The sequence below is a fragment of the Roseovarius sp. MMSF_3281 genome (assembly GCF_030733685.1).
GTDB lineage: Bacteria > Pseudomonadota > Alphaproteobacteria > Rhodobacterales > Rhodobacteraceae > Roseovarius.
On record NZ_JASHIM010000001.1, the window covers coordinates 229621 to 246196 of the forward strand.

14 protein-coding genes and 1 riboswitch are annotated in these 16576 nt (G+C 60.4%); of the genes, 6 read left to right on the forward strand and 8 right to left on the reverse strand.

The genetic code is table 11. The features are described 5' to 3' along the window. Positions 1–49: 49 nt before the first annotated feature. A riboswitch (cobalamin riboswitch) is annotated at positions 50–250 on the forward strand. Between the two features lie 113 nt (positions 251–363). Next, on the forward strand, positions 364–1590 hold the full coding sequence (locus RBB32_RS01405) for an aromatic ring-hydroxylating dioxygenase subunit alpha (protein ID WP_306150885.1): 1227 nt from the start codon (positions 364–366) through the stop codon (positions 1588–1590). Positions 1591–1594: 4 nt separating this feature from the next. Then, on the forward strand, positions 1595–2671 hold the full coding sequence (locus tag RBB32_RS01410) for a hybrid-cluster NAD(P)-dependent oxidoreductase (protein ID WP_306150886.1): 1077 nt from the start codon (positions 1595–1597) through the stop codon (positions 2669–2671). 187 nt (positions 2672–2858) lie between these two features. On the opposite strand, the gene RBB32_RS01415 is transcribed toward RBB32_RS01410, so the two are convergent. The 3 genes from RBB32_RS01415 to RBB32_RS01425 all read right to left on the reverse strand — a co-directional run bounded on the left by RBB32_RS01415 (position 2859) and on the right by RBB32_RS01425 (position 7557). Then, positions 2859–3152, reverse strand: coding sequence for a hypothetical protein (locus RBB32_RS01415; protein ID WP_371931003.1), 294 nt, complete (start codon positions 3150–3152; stop codon positions 2859–2861). A gap of 191 nt (positions 3153–3343) precedes the next feature. Continuing rightward, on the reverse strand, positions 3344–4120 hold the full coding sequence (locus RBB32_RS01420) for a DeoR/GlpR family DNA-binding transcription regulator (protein ID WP_306150887.1): 777 nt from the start codon (positions 4118–4120) through the stop codon (positions 3344–3346). Positions 4121–4224: 104 nt separating this feature from the next. Continuing rightward, positions 4225–7557 carry an autotransporter domain-containing protein gene (locus RBB32_RS01425; RefSeq protein WP_306150888.1) on the reverse strand — a complete coding sequence of 1111 codons (3333 nt, stop codon included), beginning with the start codon at positions 7555–7557 and terminating at the stop codon, positions 4225–4227. A gap of 949 nt (positions 7558–8506) precedes the next feature. Between RBB32_RS01425 and aroQ the strand changes: the two genes are divergently transcribed. Beyond that, positions 8507–8941 carry a type II 3-dehydroquinate dehydratase gene (gene aroQ, locus RBB32_RS01430; RefSeq protein WP_306151146.1) on the forward strand — a complete coding sequence of 145 codons (435 nt, stop codon included), beginning with the start codon at positions 8507–8509 and terminating at the stop codon, positions 8939–8941. A gap of 4 nt (positions 8942–8945) precedes the next feature. Beyond that, positions 8946–9689, forward strand: a complete 744-nt coding sequence (locus RBB32_RS01435; protein ID WP_306150889.1) for a LuxR family transcriptional regulator — start codon at positions 8946–8948, stop codon at positions 9687–9689. Between the two features lie 303 nt (positions 9690–9992). Here the strand turns inward: RBB32_RS01435 and tsf are convergent, their stop codons facing one another. The 3 genes from tsf to parA form a co-directional block, all read right to left on the reverse strand. Beyond that, on the reverse strand, positions 9993–10868 hold the full coding sequence (gene tsf, locus RBB32_RS01440) for a translation elongation factor Ts (RefSeq protein WP_306150890.1): 876 nt from the start codon (positions 10866–10868) through the stop codon (positions 9993–9995). Positions 10869–10942: 74 nt separating this feature from the next. Continuing rightward, positions 10943–11725, reverse strand: a complete 783-nt coding sequence (gene rpsB / locus RBB32_RS01445; RefSeq protein WP_306150891.1) for a 30S ribosomal protein S2 — start codon at positions 11723–11725, stop codon at positions 10943–10945. 231 nt (positions 11726–11956) lie between these two features. Beyond that, positions 11957–12595, reverse strand: coding sequence for a ParA family partition ATPase (parA, locus tag RBB32_RS01450; RefSeq protein ID WP_306150892.1), 639 nt, complete (start codon positions 12593–12595; stop codon positions 11957–11959). 212 nt (positions 12596–12807) lie between these two features. Here parA and RBB32_RS01455 point away from each other — a divergent pair, with 212 nt between their 5' ends. Both RBB32_RS01455 and RBB32_RS01460 read left to right on the forward strand, forming a co-directional pair. Beyond that, entirely contained in the window at positions 12808–13728 is a 921-nt protein-coding gene (locus tag RBB32_RS01455) for a pseudouridine-5'-phosphate glycosidase (protein ID WP_306150893.1), read from the forward strand. Between the two features lie 114 nt (positions 13729–13842). Further along, positions 13843–14538 (forward strand): DUF502 domain-containing protein, encoded by a 696-nt coding sequence (locus RBB32_RS01460; protein WP_306150894.1) that lies wholly within the window; start codon positions 13843–13845, stop codon positions 14536–14538. Here RBB32_RS01460 and RBB32_RS01465 read toward each other — a convergent pair. Together RBB32_RS01465 and RBB32_RS01470 are read right to left on the reverse strand one after the other, a co-directional pair. Then, complete coding sequence (locus RBB32_RS01465) at positions 14535–15557, reverse strand: patatin-like phospholipase family protein (RefSeq protein WP_306150895.1); 1023 nt, start codon at positions 15555–15557, stop codon at positions 14535–14537. The genes RBB32_RS01460 and RBB32_RS01465 overlap by 4 nt on opposite strands. Before the next feature lie 96 nt (positions 15558–15653). Continuing rightward, positions 15654–16427 carry a 3-hydroxybutyrate dehydrogenase gene (locus RBB32_RS01470; RefSeq protein ID WP_306150896.1) on the reverse strand — a complete coding sequence of 258 codons (774 nt, stop codon included), beginning with the start codon at positions 16425–16427 and terminating at the stop codon, positions 15654–15656. Positions 16428–16576 lie beyond the last annotated feature (149 nt).

A 16576-nucleotide genomic window follows, 5' to 3' on the forward strand; every position in this document is an offset into this window, starting at 1 on the left:
TTCCTTCCTGTGAAGGTCGCAAATTACCCACTGCGCCTTTGCGAATGCGGCTATCTGGAAACGGTAAGGTGCCGCCCTCGGGCGGAGAATTGGGAAGCCGGTGAGAATCCGGCACTGCCCCCGCAACGGTAAAGGTGTTGTATGGGCGCGGTCATGACCACTGGGGAAGAGGACCCCGGGAAGGTGCCGCGCGCAGGTCCGAACGGACCGCACCACAGTCCGGAAACCAGCCTTGCAGAACGTCAAACCGCGGGTGGCGGTGCGGGCGCTGTTTCGGGTTGGCGCCTCTTTGCCGGTCCTGCAAACCGCCCCTGCCGATCGCCCGCCCGAAATCGCCGCGGGGCGCGGCAGGAGGCCAGAAACATGACCCAACCAATCAGCGATCTGCTGGCACGGCGGCGGCCGGGCTATGCATTGGAACAGGCATTCTATACCGACCCGGAGATTTTCCGCGCGGACATGGACACCATCTTTTACCGCGACTGGCTTTTTGTCGCGCCGGCCTGCGAACTGCCCAAGTCTGGCAGTTACATCACCCATCAGGTGGGCGATTACGGTGTCATCATCGTGCGCGGCGCGGATGGTGAGATCCGCGCCTTTCACAATGCCTGTCGTCATCGTGGCTCGATCCTGTGCAAGGCGGCCAGGGGGAACGCGCCCAAGCTGGTCTGCCCCTATCACCAGTGGACCTATGAACTGGACGGTCGTTTGCTCTGGGCGCGCGAGATGGGCGATGATTTCGACGCCGGTCAGCACGGGCTGAAGCCCGTCCATTGCCGCGAACTGCAGGGGCTGCTCTATATCTGCCTGGCTCAGGATGCGCCGGACTTCGATGCCTTCGCAGACGCGGCCCGCCCCTATCTTGAGGTGCATGACCTGAGCGAGGCAAAGGTCGCGCATGAGACAAGCATCATCGAGCAGGGCAACTGGAAACTGGTCTGGGAAAACAACCGCGAATGTTATCACTGCGGCGGCAACCACCCGGGTTTGTGCCGTTCGTTCACCGACGATCCCACGATTACCGGCATCGAGGACGGTGTCACCCCGCCGCGCCTTCAGGCGCATTTCGACAGGCTGGAGGGGCAGGGCTATCCATCGCAATTCCGCATGTCGCAGGACATGCAGTACCGGCTGGCGCGGATGCCGCTGCTGCCGGGCGCCAAGAGCTTTACCATGGACTTGCAACCGGCGGTGACCAAATGGCTGGGGCGGGTCCGGGACGAGGCCGCTGGCACGCTGCTGAAATACCACTACCCGACGACATGGAACCATTTCCTGCCGGACCATTCCATCGTCTTCCGGGTGACGCCGCTGACGCCCACCACGACAGAAGTCACGACGAAATGGCTGGTCCACAAGGATGCCGTCGAGGGGGTGGACTATGACCTGCAACGCCTGACCGAAGTGTGGATCGCCACCAATGACGAGGATCGGCAGGTGGTCGAGGATAACCAGAAAGGCATCAATTCCCCGGCCTACGAACCGGGCCCTTATTCCCCGATCCACGAGACCGGCGTGATGGGGTTCGTCGATTGGTACTGCAATACCATGACCCGGCGGCTGGACCCTGTCGCCGTGGCGGCGGAGTAGGATCATGCAGGACTTGTCGAATATTCCCGATCGCGCGATCTGGTCGGATGACGAGATGCTGGAATGCGTCTCGGTCATTCCCGAGGTGCCCAATACCGCGACTTTCACGTTCCGGGCGCCCTCGGGCGCGTTGTTCGATTTCCTGCCGGGGCAGTTCCTGACGCTGGAAATCCCGGTGCCGGGCGGGCCGGTGCATCGGACCTACACGATCTCTTCCTCGCCGTCACGGCCACGGTCGATCTCGATCACCGCCAAGGCGCAAGCGGACAGCATCGGCACCCGCTGGATGCTGGACAATCTTGCGCCGGGGGTGAAGATCAAGGCGATGGGACCGGCGGGATTGTTTTCGCACCTCAACCAGGAGGCGGGCAAATACCTGTTCATCTCGGCCGGGTCGGGCATTACCCCGCTCATGTCGATGACCACCTGGATGTTCGACCTCGGATCAGAGCCGGATATCGTCTTCATCAACTGCGCCCGCCGCCCCGGCGAGATCGTGTTTCGCGAGCGGCTGGAACATATGTCCAGTCGCGCGCCGGGCATCGACCTGCACTGGGTCGTCGAACACCCCGACCGCTATGCCCCGTGGACGGGGTATCGCGGCACGTTCAACCAGTTGATGCTGGGCTTGATGGCCCCGGATTACCTTGAGCGTGAGATTTACTGCTGTGGCCCGGAACCCTTCATGCAGGCGGTGCGCGAGGCGCTTCAGGGGCTGGGCGTCGACATGGATCACTATCACCAGGAGAGTTTCCACGCGCCGGTGGAAACCCCCGCCGATGTCCCGGAACTGGACGATGTGGTGCCTGATGAGGACACCCGCGCCGAGATCACCTTCATCGGCTCCGGTGTCACCGCGAAAGTGGCTGAAACCGACACTATTCTGGGCGCGGCCAGGGCCAACGGCCTTAACATCCCGTCTGGCTGTACCTTCGGGGTTTGCGGCACCTGCAAGGTGCGCAAGACCGCCGGTGAGGTGCATATGGTGCATAACGGCGGGATATCGGAAGACGACATCGCAGAGGGGTATGTCCTTGCCTGTTGTTCGCACCCCATCGGCAAGGTGGAGGTCGACGTGTGAGCACCGTGCCGCAGCCCGGGAGTATCGGGTCGATGTGAAACCGGGCGCCCGCAAGGACGAGAACAGGGGCGTGAGGCCATCCCACGTCTTGGGCGTGGATTGCAGGTAAGCTCCTAATCACCAAACTTCTGTCCGAGCGTGATTTTCTGTTACTTGCGGGTCACAAAACCACGCATCCGCATCGATCTCAGCCTTGAGATGCCGCCAGAAGGAGAGAATTCGGCGCCGCGGTCCAAGGTGATGGACTGGCGTGCATAAGCGGGCAGGGGGCGAGGCCCTGGATCAGCTCCTTGAACGGCTTGGACTGGCGATCCTCGTTGCGCATGACCAACGGCACAGCGGCTGGCGCGCTCAGGCCTGTGTGACAGGCTTTGGACGTCGAAGAATGGCGATAGAATTGCTCGTCGCGACCGTCTGTCGAATAGGCGAAGCGGTGGATGGTCTCGTGGCTCACGCGGATCGGATGGTGTTCGAGCCGCATCCGTTTTCGATTGTCCGATACCCTAGAAATGAGACTGAGAACTGAATGAAAACAACGACTGAATTGCACAAGTTTCAAGACTCTTTCAGGCCGATCTTCGGTTGGAAGCCGCGATGCTTGGGCCTGTTACGTTCTAAAGTCCGGCCGACGCAACCGCCTTCGCTCACGGCTTTCGCGAACCTAATCGCTCCTTAGACCTTGACGTGAATATACCGCAAGCCCGCGCCCTCGATCTGCTGGCGAAGTTGCTCGGGCAGAACGTGATCCGTGACAATCACGTCCATGTCGGTCAACGGCCCAAGCCGCACCAGACCGCGCTGGCCGAACTTGTTCCCATCAATGGCCAGAAGCTTCGAAGACGCGTTCCTCATCGCTTCCCGGACAATGTTCACTTCGGCCGGATCGTCATCGCTAAGCGTTCCGCGCCAGTCCAGTCCACTGACGGAAATCACCGCCATATCGAATTGAAACTGTTCGAGAAATGCGTTGGAATTGTCCCCGAAGACACCGCCATCGACCTGCCGGACGAACCCGCCCGGGATGGCGACCACGAATTCCGTCATCTCGCGCAGATAGGCCGCAATTCGCAGGCTGTAGGTGACAACACGCAGGTCTCGATGGCTCAGAAGCGCGCGGGCGATCGCCTCGCAGGTAGTGCCGGTGTCCAGGAATATGGCCGCGCCATTGTGGATCTCCTTTACCGCAGCCGCCGCGATCCGCTCTTTTCGCCCCACGTTGTGGGACCGGCGGTGGCGCAGCTCGTCGGGCGGGATCGCGTTGATCGTGATCGCCCCACCGTGCATCCGTCGCAGGCGGCCCAACTCCTCCAGCTCGATAAGGTCGCGCCGGGCGGTCTGCGTCGTCACGCCGAATCGCCGCGAGATGGCTTCGAGCGACAGGTAGTTCTGCTGTGCCAGCTCGGCCAGCAGTCGGGACTGGCGCTGACCTTTCTTGGTGGTATCGGTCATCTTCTTCGCGTCTTTGAATCCTAGCCTCACGATAGTGGAAAAACCTTGAAGCGAAAAGCCGCGGCAGACGGGCTGCCGCGGCTCATGGCAATGCGAAACGCGGATCAGAAGCGCATCGACATGCCCACTTTCACGGAAGAGGCATCGCTACCGTCACCGAAGGCCGCGTTGAAGCTGCCGATCAGTTGCGTGTTGTTGCCAAGATCATAGCCGACACCGACACCAACCCGCACTACATCCCCGGCCATTCCGGCTGCGGACACATCAAAGGCCGAACCACCGGCAAATGCCGCTCCCAAGGTTGCCGTCTCGCCATCAAGCAGCGCCCGATAGGAGATGTCCGCGTGCAGAACGGTTTTGCCAGACGCGCCAGCCGTAGTCTGCATCCGCGTACCGACCTCGGCCCAAGTTGCGTCGTAGCTGTCGTTGAAGAAACTCAGCGCCGCATCGCCGCCGGTTTCCGCAACGCCATCCGCACTGACCCGGACATGCGCCAGCCGCGCAAACGGTTCCAGAGCGACCGTGCCGACCTTCGCCTCGTGCGATGCCTCGACAAAGGCCTGCGTGCTGCGCATAGAACCGTCCAGCGTCAGGCGCTGAAAATCGTTCGCGATCGCGACATTGCGGTGTCCCGACAAGCTGGAGTGGCTGTAGATCAGGCCGCCACGAAGGCTGGTGGCGCCCAGATCGGTGCCCAGGGACAGACCGAAGTGAACGTCATCGGTCTCGACCTTCCCGGCACCGCGCTCAATCGAGGCTTCACCCTTGCCGAAGCCCGCCATCAGGCCGAAAGTAAAGCCGTTGTCGGTGGCTGTGGTGACCCCCAGCAGTGTACCCGTCGCGTTGCGATCGGCGTCGCGCAGACCGTCAGTCCCCGCATTCACGCCATTGCCCGCATAGCCGCTGATCCAGACGCCGGGCCCGGCCTCGTCGGCCGACGCGTAAGGACGCCAGACATCGCTCAGCATGGCGCTCTGCTCGGCCAGCGCGCCAAAACTTGCGGCGCGGCCTTCACCGGAAAGGTCGTCAAACGCCGTGCTGGCGCTTTCACCGCCCAACATGACCACGCGATCAAATAGCGCATTGCCCATACCCAGATCCTCGACCGCATCGGCCGTGGCGCGGGCGTTGCCCCCGTTGGCCAGCGTGTGGAAGGCGGTGTCGTTGCGCTCAAGCCTAAGCCCCATCGACGTGTCAGAGTAGCTCAGATTCCCGTCGAGGAAGGCCAGGCTCGAGTTGACGCTGTCGAAGGTGCCGACGATACCGCCTGCTGCCGTCATAACCTCATAATCTGTTCGATAGGCGTAGGGGCCGTTTTCAGAAATTGTAAATACGCTGCCACCGTTGATGGTCGCGGTTCCGGTGACATCAACGCGATCGGCGTTGCCCGCCGCGTCAGTCTCGACCTCAAACCCAGCGCCAGAGTCGAACGTCAAATCGCCGTCAACAGTCAGTGTGCCGATGCTGTTGCCTGCGCCAAGCGTGCCGCCAGAGGCAACCCTTACGCTGGCAGTGGTGCCGGTGCCACCAAGGCGCGCGCCATCTTCCACAGTCAGCAGATCCGACCCCGCGATGGACCCATTGACAGAAAGCGTACCCGCCTTGACCGCAGTCGCGCCGGTGTAGGTATTGGTGCCGGAAAGTACCAGGCGCCCGCCACCACGCTTTTCAAGTCCACCCGTGCCAGAGATCACACCACTGGCATCGACATTGCCTTCGGCGTCGCGAACATCCAGCCAGCCGCCGTTGCCTTCCAGCGCGACGTCACGGCCCAGTTCGTTCATCCCGGTGCCAAGCACCGCGAGGCCACCGTCGTTCAGACGCAGGTTCGCCTCGGCGTTGCCAAGCGCGGCATCCTCATACACCACGACGGTACCACCATCGGCCACCAGCGTCTCGTCGATAAAGCTGTGGTCGTCGATGCAATACTCCGCCACCGCTTGCTGGAAGCGCGGATCGGTCGTGGTACAATCCAGCTCCGTCTTCTTTTCCTCCAACGTCAGGTCGGTGAAGATCGGGTTTCCGTTCTCGTCCGAGATCTGACCCAGATAGACATCGTTCCGCATGTTGTTGCGGGTTAGCAGGAACTCCCCGTCGCTCTCGTCCCAGGTGCTTGCACCGGAATCCCAGGCAAGTCGGGTCTGATCCGTATTATAGGTTTCAAGACGCGGACCGACCCAGGCCAGCTCATGCGCCACCGGCTCGTGGTCGGAAATCGGTTTGAGGTTACCGTTCTGGTCCACCACTTCGATACCCGAGATCACACCCAGGTAGGGATCGGTCTCGTCATCGACGACTTCGAACCACTTGCCAAAGGGCCGCGCTATAAGGAAATGGTCGATCTTCGTGCGATCCCAACTAGTCCAAGTATTGGTACGATCCTCCAGCTTGGACGTCCAGGTGACGCTACCGTCGTCCAGTTCGTGCGGCGCAAAACGCTCGCGGTCGCCCTCGGTCTGCATCAACATGAACTGCTTTTTCAGAATGTTCATGGTCGTCGGAATGTTGTCTTTGACCGGGTAGGTCTCGTCGACAAAAGTCAGGCCCTTATCGGCCATGTCCTGCGCGATAATGGTCTCCCACTGACGCCAGCTCAACTGTCCGATGTCGGTTTTGCCCGGGAATTCAGCGCGATTCGCGTCAAAGTAATTCTGAAGAACCTCGCGATAGCGCGGCTGCCCATCTTCCTGTTCGCGCATGGAGGCCATATAGGCCCCGAACTCCGCCTCACGGCCTTCGGGGGTGTATTGCTCTGCCAGATCCTGCCAAATCTGCGAACTGCCGCTGTCCATCAACACGCGGGCGAAAAGATAGGATTGCTGTTCGGCACGGTGCAGACCACGTTCGGCCACGTCACCGGCGTTAAAGTCACCTGCCATAATCAGCGGGCCGGTTTGGATGCGCGCCCAGTCGTTCAACGCCTTGGCCTCCTTGGTCCGATTGGCCGCGCTGTCGTAATAGTTGAAGTGGACACTGCCAACGACAGTATCGGGACGACCATCGGCGGCATCTGCACGCGCCCATGCAATATTGCTGCCCTGTGAATTGACGCCGGAAAGCTTGTGGCTGCCGGTGCTGCCCGGCAGACGCGATAGGATGGCTGCACTGCCCAGAGTGGATGACTGGTAGGTGTCTGCGCCCGCATCCTCTAGCAAGCCGGGAAGATGGCTGCCATAACGGGTGTACCGACCTGCCTCCTGCAACATGATCATGTCGTAGTCGCCGGGCGCGATGAACTGTGCGGGGGCTTCGGGGTGCTGGTCGAAACGGTGCCAGACATTGAGCGTCAGCAGGCGCAGCGTGGCGCCATCATCTGGCGCATGCTGCGCTTGGGACAGCGACGGCGTGATTGCAAGAGCGGCAAGGGCCGCACCGCATAGCAGTCGGCAACGAGCGGGGCGCCGCGCAAGGCGCGCACTACGGTCTTTGGTATTCATGATGGATGATCCTGAGTGGTTCACAAACAAAGTGGCGATGCCGCCGCCTTCCTCTCAAACCTTTATGTAGGTAATATAACAAATGTCGATTTTAGTACATATTATAAAATAGGCAGGGTAATCCGGTAATCCCCAAGAGAGATCCAGGGGCGTGCGGGAGTACAATCTCCTAGAAGGTGAAGAGAGGATTCTGGTAAAGAAATCAAAGTATAGCTGCGCGCAAATCATGACGATTGATCTGCCTGAATCGCCCTAGGCTAGGCTGCATTCTGAAACGCTCCGGATGGTGTTCGAGCATCAAGGTTCAAAGGCCGCGTGGCGGACGCTGATCCGGTATGAACAGCACTTTCGCGATGTCTTGCGGATACGGTCAGCGACTTCAAAGAAGATAGGCATTCTCACCGAACTTCTGTCCGTGCTTGACCTGCTGTTGGAAGCACGCATTTTCCCGGCGCATTCAAAGCAGGGCACTCCGACGCGGTACCTTGGGCAGACATTCCGGGTCTGTCACTCGATCGAACACCGCAAAGCGCTTGCAGTTGTGATTTGCTTGCTGGAGGACAGCTACGGAATTTTCGGCTTTGATCAGTCACAACGCCCGATGCGTGAGATTCAGTACCTAATGGGGCAGACACGTTTGACCGGCTCGAATGACACATCCTCAACATCGCGCGGCAGGCATTGCCGATCTGACAGGGGATAGCCAATGCTCACAAGGATCCATCCAGTTCCAAAATAGGGGTCTCAGTTTTAAGGCAACTGTACACGCGCTCCCGCGTTAACAGATAATTCGCATAATCTGTATTATGTTAAATTAATAGCCGTGATGAGTCACTCTTAAGCCACGGAACTTCCCCAATATATGCAGCACCTTAGCGCCCGTTGCTAAACTTTCTGGACGCGGCGGCCTATGGCGGTTTATCAGTGTTCCAAAGGGATGGTGATGCCTATGACCTCAATCTTGATCCTCAACGGTCCGAACCTCAACCTGCTTGGCACACGCCAGCCCGAGGTTTACGGTCACACGACGCTGGCCGATATCCAAGCGCTTTGTACGGATACGGCCAGGGATCTGGGCTGTTCCATCGCCTTCGAACAAAGCAATTCCGAAGGCTTTATGATTGATTTGATCCATGCCGCCAAGGGAACGCATGACGGGATCATCCTGAATGCAGGCGCTTATACGCATACGTCGGTCGCTTTGATGGACGCCCTCGCCTCGGTCGAAATCCCGACGGTCGAGCTGCACTTGTCAAACATCCATGCCCGCGAAGAATTTCGCCACACCTCCTATATTTCCAAGGTGGCGATTGGCGTGATCTGTGGCTTTGGCGCCAATGGCTACCCCATGGCTTTGAAGGCATTGTGCGAACATCTGGCGTGACATGATGATCGACCCGGGGAAGCTGAACAATCTTCTGAACGCGCCCGGGATCGAGGCCTTATGGGACATGCATTGCCGCCAGATGGCCGAGTTCGGCTTTGATCGGCTTCTCTATGGGTTCACGCGTTACCGGACGCCGACAACCCTTGGCGATCCCGAGGATTTCGTTCTGCTTACAAATCACAGCCCGGATTACACCGAAGGCTTCATCAACGGCAGGCTCTATACCGATGCGCCCATGGTTCGCTGGGCACTGGAAAATGATGGCGCGCAGTCTTGGTCGCATATCAGAACCCTGAAGCTGAGCCCCGAAGAAGAACGTGTTTTGGCTTTCAACAAGGCGCATGGTGTCACCGCGGGCTACTCGATCAGTTTCAAAAGTGTCTCGCCGCGCGCCAAGGGTGCGATTGCCCTCACGGCGCGGGCCGGTATGTCTCAAGACGAGATTGATCGCCAATGGGCCGACAAGGGCGAGATCATTACCGCACTCAACACGGTGGTGCATCTGCGTATCCTGTCCCTGCCCTACAATGCGCCGGGCCGCGCCCTGACCAAGCGACAGCGCGAGGTGCTGGAATGGGTCGGCGACGGAAAAACGGTGCAAGACACCGCGATCCTGATGGAGCTGACACCCGCAACCGTGGAAAAGCATCTGCGTCTTGCGCGTGAGGCGCTGAGCGTGGAAACCACCGCGCAGGCGGTCCTTAAAGCCGCCTTTCAGAACCAGATGTTCGTGATCGAACCCTGATGGGATATCGTCAACAACCCAACGGGTATGGAATCCCTGACTTACTTAACCTTGGGTAAATGCGCACAGTGTCGGGGTTCCGTGAGTGGTGGCTTTAAGCCTTGGAACACGAGGGGGTTGTACTACCGGACGATTTCACGGCTCTACAGCCCTTTGTCCTACCGGACGGCTGATCGTCGGCCTTTATACTCGGGCCGGCGGTCAGGTTAACCCGGCCTACTTCATCCCCAATGACGGGCCGGAAAAAATAAGGTGCCGCCGAAGCCCGGCGGCACCTTTACTTTTTCGACGTGAAGAAGGGGCTTAGCCCTGAGCGGCTTTGGCCACTTCGGCTGCGAAATCTTCTTCTTTCTTCTCGATACCTTCACCCACTTCCAGGCGCACATACCCGAGGATATCGGCGCCGGCTTCCTTGGCGGCGGCTTCAACGGTCAGGTCGGGGTTGATCACGAAGGACTGACCCAGAAGCGTGACTTCCGACATGAACTTTTTCATGCGGCCTTCGATCATCTTTTCGATCACGTTGTCGGGCTTGCCGGACTCTTTCGCGATGTCGATTTGAACCTGGCGTTCTTTCTCGACAATCGCCGGGTCCAGTGCGGCCTCGTTCAAAGCGGCGGGGTTGGTGGCGGCGATGTGCATGGCAACCTGCTTGCCAAATGCCTCGTCCCCACCCTTCAGGGCCACCAGAACGCCGATTTTGCCCATGCCGTCGGCCATGGCGTTGTGCACGTAGCTGACAACGATATCGCCTTCGATCTTGGCCATGCGACGCACGGACATGTTCTCGCCGATGGTGGCGATCTTGTCGGTGATGGTGTCGGCCACGCTTTTGCCGCCCAGATCCGCGGCGTTCAGCGCGTCCATGTCGGCCACGCCAAGCGCGGCATTGGCGATGTCGCCAACCATGGTTTGGAATTCGGCGTTCTTGGCAACAAAGTCGGTCTCGGCGTTCACCTCGACAGCGACCCCGGTGCCACCGTCCACCTTGACGGCTACAAGGCCCTCGGCGGCGGTGCGGTCGGATTTCTTGGCGGCCTTGGCAAGGCCCTTGGTGCGAAGCCAGTCAACAGCGGCCTCCATGTCACCGTCGTTTTCGGTCAACGCTTTTTTCGCGTCCATCATGCCTGCGCCCGTCGCGTCGCGCAGTTCTTTCACCATTGCAGCTGTGATCGCCATCTTGGCTCTCCTTGAAAGTCAGGGAATGCAGGGCGTGGTATGACCACGCCCCATGTCAAATTCGTGAAAGCGGCTTAGCTTTCGGCCGGGGCTTCAGCAGCGGCCTCTTCGGCGGCGTCCTCGGCAGGCGCTTCGCTCATCGCACCGATGTCGACGCCTGCAGCGCCCAGTTGCGCGGCGGTCCCGTCCAGCGCGGCACGGCTCACCAGGTCGCAGTAAAGCGAGATGGCGCGCGCGGCGTCGTCGTTGCCGGGGATGATGTAGTCAATGCCATCGGGCGAGCAGTTGGTGTCGACCACGGCCACAACCGGGATGCCAAGCTTGTTGGCTTCGGCAACGGCCAGCGCTTCTTTCTTGACGTCGATAACGAACAGCATGTCCGGCACACCACCCATTTCGCGGATACCGCCAAGGCTGGCTTGCAGTTTTTCCTGGTCGCGCTCGATGCCCAGACGCTCTTTCTTGGTCAGGCCCTCACCACCGGCGGCCAGAACTTCGTCGATATCGTTCAAACGCTTGATCGACTTCGAAACGGTCTGCCAGTTGGTCAGCGTGCCGCCCAACCAACGGTGGTTCATGTAGTATTGTGCGCATTTCTCGGCGGCTTCGGCCACCGGGCCGCTGGCCTGACGCTTGGTGCCGACGAACAGAACGCGGCCGCCTTTGGCAACGCATTCACGAACAGCATGCAGGGCGGCGTCCAGCATCGGGACGGTCTGCGTCAGGTCCATGATGTGGATGCCATTGCGCGCACCATAGATGAACTCGCCCATACGGGGGTTCCAGCGCTGCGTTTGGTGACCAAAGTGAACGCCAGCTTCCAACAGCTGACGCATGGAGAATTCGGGAAGACCCATGTCGTTTTTCCTTTCCGGTTTTCGCCTCGGTACGGGATGAGAAGCGGATGCTTCAACCGGTGGACCGCCGGGGATGTCTCCCCCGATCAGCCCGCCCATACCTGCGGATTGAGTAGCGCGCGTATAGACCCATTCCCTACCCCGCGCAACCCCCCCCTGCGTCATGCCCCGGACCAAGGGGCGCAGACAGTTCACGAGTATCGACCATCGGCCGCACGCCAAACCGCAGCTTCACATCCCCAGAAGCCCGGATACCTCATGCGCCATGGCCCGCACCTCGTTCGAGGCTGCCACCGAGCGTTTCGCCTCGATCACCCCCAAACCACGCCCCAGTGCTTCGGCATAGATAACCCTGTTGGCCAGTGTCGCCTGCAAGGGCCTTGCCTCAAGTCCGGCCACCGAATTGGCAACATCTTCCCCCACGCGTGTACCTGTCCGCGTGCGGTTCATGACGATATGCGTCGGCTTCCCGGCACGGTCCGCCAAGTCCAAAACATCATGCGTGGCCCAGACATCGGCCTGACTGGTGGCAACCGGTATCAGCACAAGATCCGACTCGCGCAAAACCTGCCGGATATCACTGTCGGCCTTGGGCGGCGTATCCACCAGGATAACATCCGCTTCATTTCCGATCCCCCGCAATGCGCGGGAAATGCCATAGGCCGTCGCCGTCGCGAACTGGAGGTTTTCGTTTTCCCCCAAAGTCTCTTCCCGAACATCCAGCCATTTTCCAAGACTGCCCTGGGGATCGGTATCCAGCAAGCCAACGCGCTTGCCCTCCGCCAGATAGGCAATTGCCAGGTTCGAGACGAGTGTCGTCTTGCCCGCCCCGCCCTTCTGCTGCGCCACGCAGATGATTTCACCGCTCATATGTCCAGCCTCCACAGGGTTTTCTGCGGTGCAGCATACATCGTCAACTCGAGAAAAGCGATAGGGCCGTGGCAATGGGCCACGCAAGGCAACCCGTCGCGCCGTACCAAGGATGGGCGGACCATCGCCACACCCACGAGGTGCAGAAATGGGTTTTTACTGATAATCAATGGCTTAGCATCGATTCGCCCCATCCGCCGAGGACAGCCCCCGTGACCGCCAATTTCACCCCCAGCCCAGAGGTGCAAGAGGCCCTTGATCAATCCCGTCCCGTGGTGGCGCTTGAATCCACCATCATCACCCACGGCATGCCCTACCCGCACAACGTTGAAACCGCGCGTATGGTCGAAGACGAGGTGCGCCAAGCCGGGGCCGTGCCCGCCACCGTGGCCGTTATCGACGGGGCGCTGCGCGTGGGGCTTGGGGCAACTCCCCTTGAAACCCTTGCCCGATCCACCGGGGTTGCCAAGCTCTCGCGTGCCGATCTGGCGGTTTGCATGGCCCAGGGCGGCACCGGCTCAACTACCGTATCCGCCACCATGATCGCCGCCCATCTGGCAGGCATCAGCGTTTTCGCCACCGGCGGCATCGGCGGCGTGCATCGCGGGGCCGAGCAAAGCTTTGACATCTCCGCTGACTTGCAAGAACTGGCGCAAACCCCCGTCACCGTGGTCTGCGCCGGGGCCAAGGCCATTCTGGACCTGCCCAAGACCTTGGAAACATTGGAAACCCTGGGGGTTCCGGTCATCGCCTACGGGCAAGACGCCCTGCCCGCCTTCTGGTCGCGCGACAGCGGCTTGCCCGCCCCATTGCGCCTTGACGACGCCGCCCAGATCGCCCGCGCCCACCGGATGCGCGCGGCCCTTGGCCTGCCCGGTGGCCAATTAATCGCCAACCCGGTACCGCCGGAGCATGACATCCCGGCCGATACCCTACACCCGCTTATCGTCCAAGCCCAATCCGAGGCCCAAGCGCAGGGCATTGCCGGCAAACCCGTCACGCCTTTCATGCTGCGCCGGATTTTTGAACTGACCGAAGGCCAAAGCCTTGCCACCAATATCGCTCTCATCCGCAACAACGCCCGCCTCGCCGCGCAAATTGCAGTTGAAATGGCCTGCCAATTGCCTTCGTAGCGCATATTTTGCGGGCAAACCCGGCATTATTTCATCGCGCGCGATCCCCGGGCCATTGTGACTGCCGGGTAATCTGCTTAGATACGGGCAAGATCGCACAGGCTTGTTTCGCCCATGAATACCCCGTTTGACGAAGAACCACAGCTGACCCGCAAACCCGGCATGTTCGCCGGTCTGCGCGCCAGCTTCCTGACGGGCATCGTCGTCATTGCCCCGGTGGCCCTTACCGTCTGGCTGGTTTGGACGCTCATGGGATGGGTCGACAGCGTGGTTTTGCCGCTCATTCCCTCAAGTTTCCGGCCCGAGCATTATATCGGCATCAACCTGCGTGGCGTCGGCGTGATCATCTTTCTTGTGTTCACCATCGTCGTCGGCTGGATCGCCAAGGGCCTGATCGGCAAATCGCTGATCCTCTTCGCGGAATCGCTGGTCGATCGTATGCCGGTGGTGCGCTCGATCTATTCGGGCGTCAAACAGATCGCTGAAACGGTCTTTGCCCAAAGCGAACGCAGCTTTGAAAAGGCCTGCCTGATCCAGTACCCGCGCAAGGATATCTGGGCGATTGGCTTCATCTCGACCGCCGCCAAGGGCGAGGTCAACGCCCGCGCCGAATCCGGCTCGGACCTGCTGAGTGTTTTCGTGCCGACCACCCCCAACCCGACCAGCGGCTTCTTGTTGTTCTTTCCCAAGGACGACGTGATCGAACTGGATATGAGCGTCGAAGACGCCGCGAAACTGGTGATCTCGGCGGGGCTCGTCTATCCCGGTCAGGTTGACCCGGACGACCCCCGCCTGAAGGCCAAGGCCTAACCGTACATCGCGGCCATATCCACCGTGCTGCCCTGGCCCAGGTCATCCCGGTGCGCTGCCAAAAAACGCTCCGCCGCCGCATGGCCCGCATCACGCAAGCGATACAGCGTGTAAGGGGACGGCACCAGTTTCGTCGCGACCGACAAATCGCGCATCAAGACATCATCGGCAATCATATGCACGTAAAGCCGTTTCATCGTCCCTTCGCGCAACGATCCATCATTCAGCAAACGCTGCACGAAGTGAATCGCCCGCAACTCCCGCAAAAGCGAGGAATTAAAGCTGATCTCGTTGATCCGGTTCTGAATCTCCTGCGGGCTTTTCGGAACGTCCTCGCGTTCAAGCGGGTTGATATGCACGATCAGGATATCGCTCGGCAAATTCCCTTCGAACAGCGGAAACAGTGCCGGGTTGCCGGTATAGCCACCATCCCAGTAATGCGCCCCGTCGATTTCCACCGCCTTGAACAGGGTCGGCAAACAGGCCGAGGCCAAAAGCGCCTCGGTCGAGATTTCCGCGCCGCGAAACACCTTGATCTTGCCGGTGTGCACATTGGTGGCGCCGACGAAAAACGCAGGCCCCTCCGCGGCGCAAACCGTGTCATAGTGGAACTGCTCGACGATGCGCTTAAGCGGATTGGAATAAAACGGCCCATAGGCATAGGGGCTGATCATCCGGCTCATGGCATCGGCGAAAAGATAGGGCGGCGATAGCTCCAGGGCCCCGCTCACGGCATCCGGTTGCGGCACAACGCCCGCCATCCAGGCTGGCATGCGCATGTCCTGCACCGCGCCCATCTGCTCCCAAAGCCATGCCAGGTTCGCCCGCGCCCCCTCGCGCCCGGCCTCCAGCAACCCCGATTTCACCGCCGCCCCGTTCAGGGCCCCGGCCGAGGTGCCCGACATCCCGGCAATCTCGATTTCCTCGTCTTCCAGAAGACGATCCAAAACGCCCCAGGTAAAGGCGCCATGCGCCCCGCCACCCTGTAGCGCCAGATTGATCCGCTTTGGATTGCTCACCCCTGCCCCGCCTTTTTCTTGGTCAAAATACCCCGGGGAGCGCGAGGGGCGGCGCCCCTCGCCCCGGTCGGATCGCCCCGGCGATCCGAGACCGCGTCACATGGCCGTCCAGCCACCGTCGACACTGATGGTCGTGCCCGTCACCTGCGCCGCCGCATCCGAACACAGGTAAAGCGCCGTACCGCCCAGTTGCTCCACCGTGGCAAACTCTTTCGACGGTTGCCGCGTCAGCATGACGTTCTTGATCACATCCTCGCGGCTCATGTCGTATTCCTTCATCGTGTCGGGAATCTGCGCTTCGACCAGCGGGGTCAGAACATACCCGGGGCAGATCGCATTGGCCGTGATCGGCTCTTGGGCCGTCTCAAGGGCGGTGACCTTGGTCAGGCCCACAACCCCGTGTTTCGCGGCCACGTAGGCCGATTTGAACGGGCTTGCGCGCAAGCCATGGGCGCTTGCCACGTTGATCACCCGGCCCCAGCCCGATTTGCGCATCACCGGCAGCGCGGCGGCGGTGGTATGGAAGGCCGAACTCATGTTGATCGCGATGATCGCGTCCCATTTTTCCATGGGGAATTCCTCGATCCCGGCCACATGCTGGATACCTGCATTGTTGACCAGGATATCGCAGGCGCCCGCCTGCTCGACCAAGGCGCGGCATTCGTCGGGCTTCGACATATCCGCCTTGATATAACGCGCCTCGATGCCGTGGTCCTTGCCGATCCGCGCGGCCAGCGCGTGATCCTCGTCATTGTCGGTAAAGGAGTTCAAAACCACGTTGGCCCCGGCCTTGGCCAGTTCCTCGGCGATTCCCAATCCGATGCCTGAATTCGATCCTGTGATGATGGCGGTCTTGCCTGTGACGCTCATATCGGTCTCTCCCGTAGGTTTGCGATTGCAGCATAAATGCCGCGCGCGCGAATTGCACCGGGAAAGACGGAATTGTGAAGAAAGCTGCCCACAGGTCATGCGATAAAAAAAAACGCCGGCACGAAGCCGGCGTTAAGTTATTGAGGCAG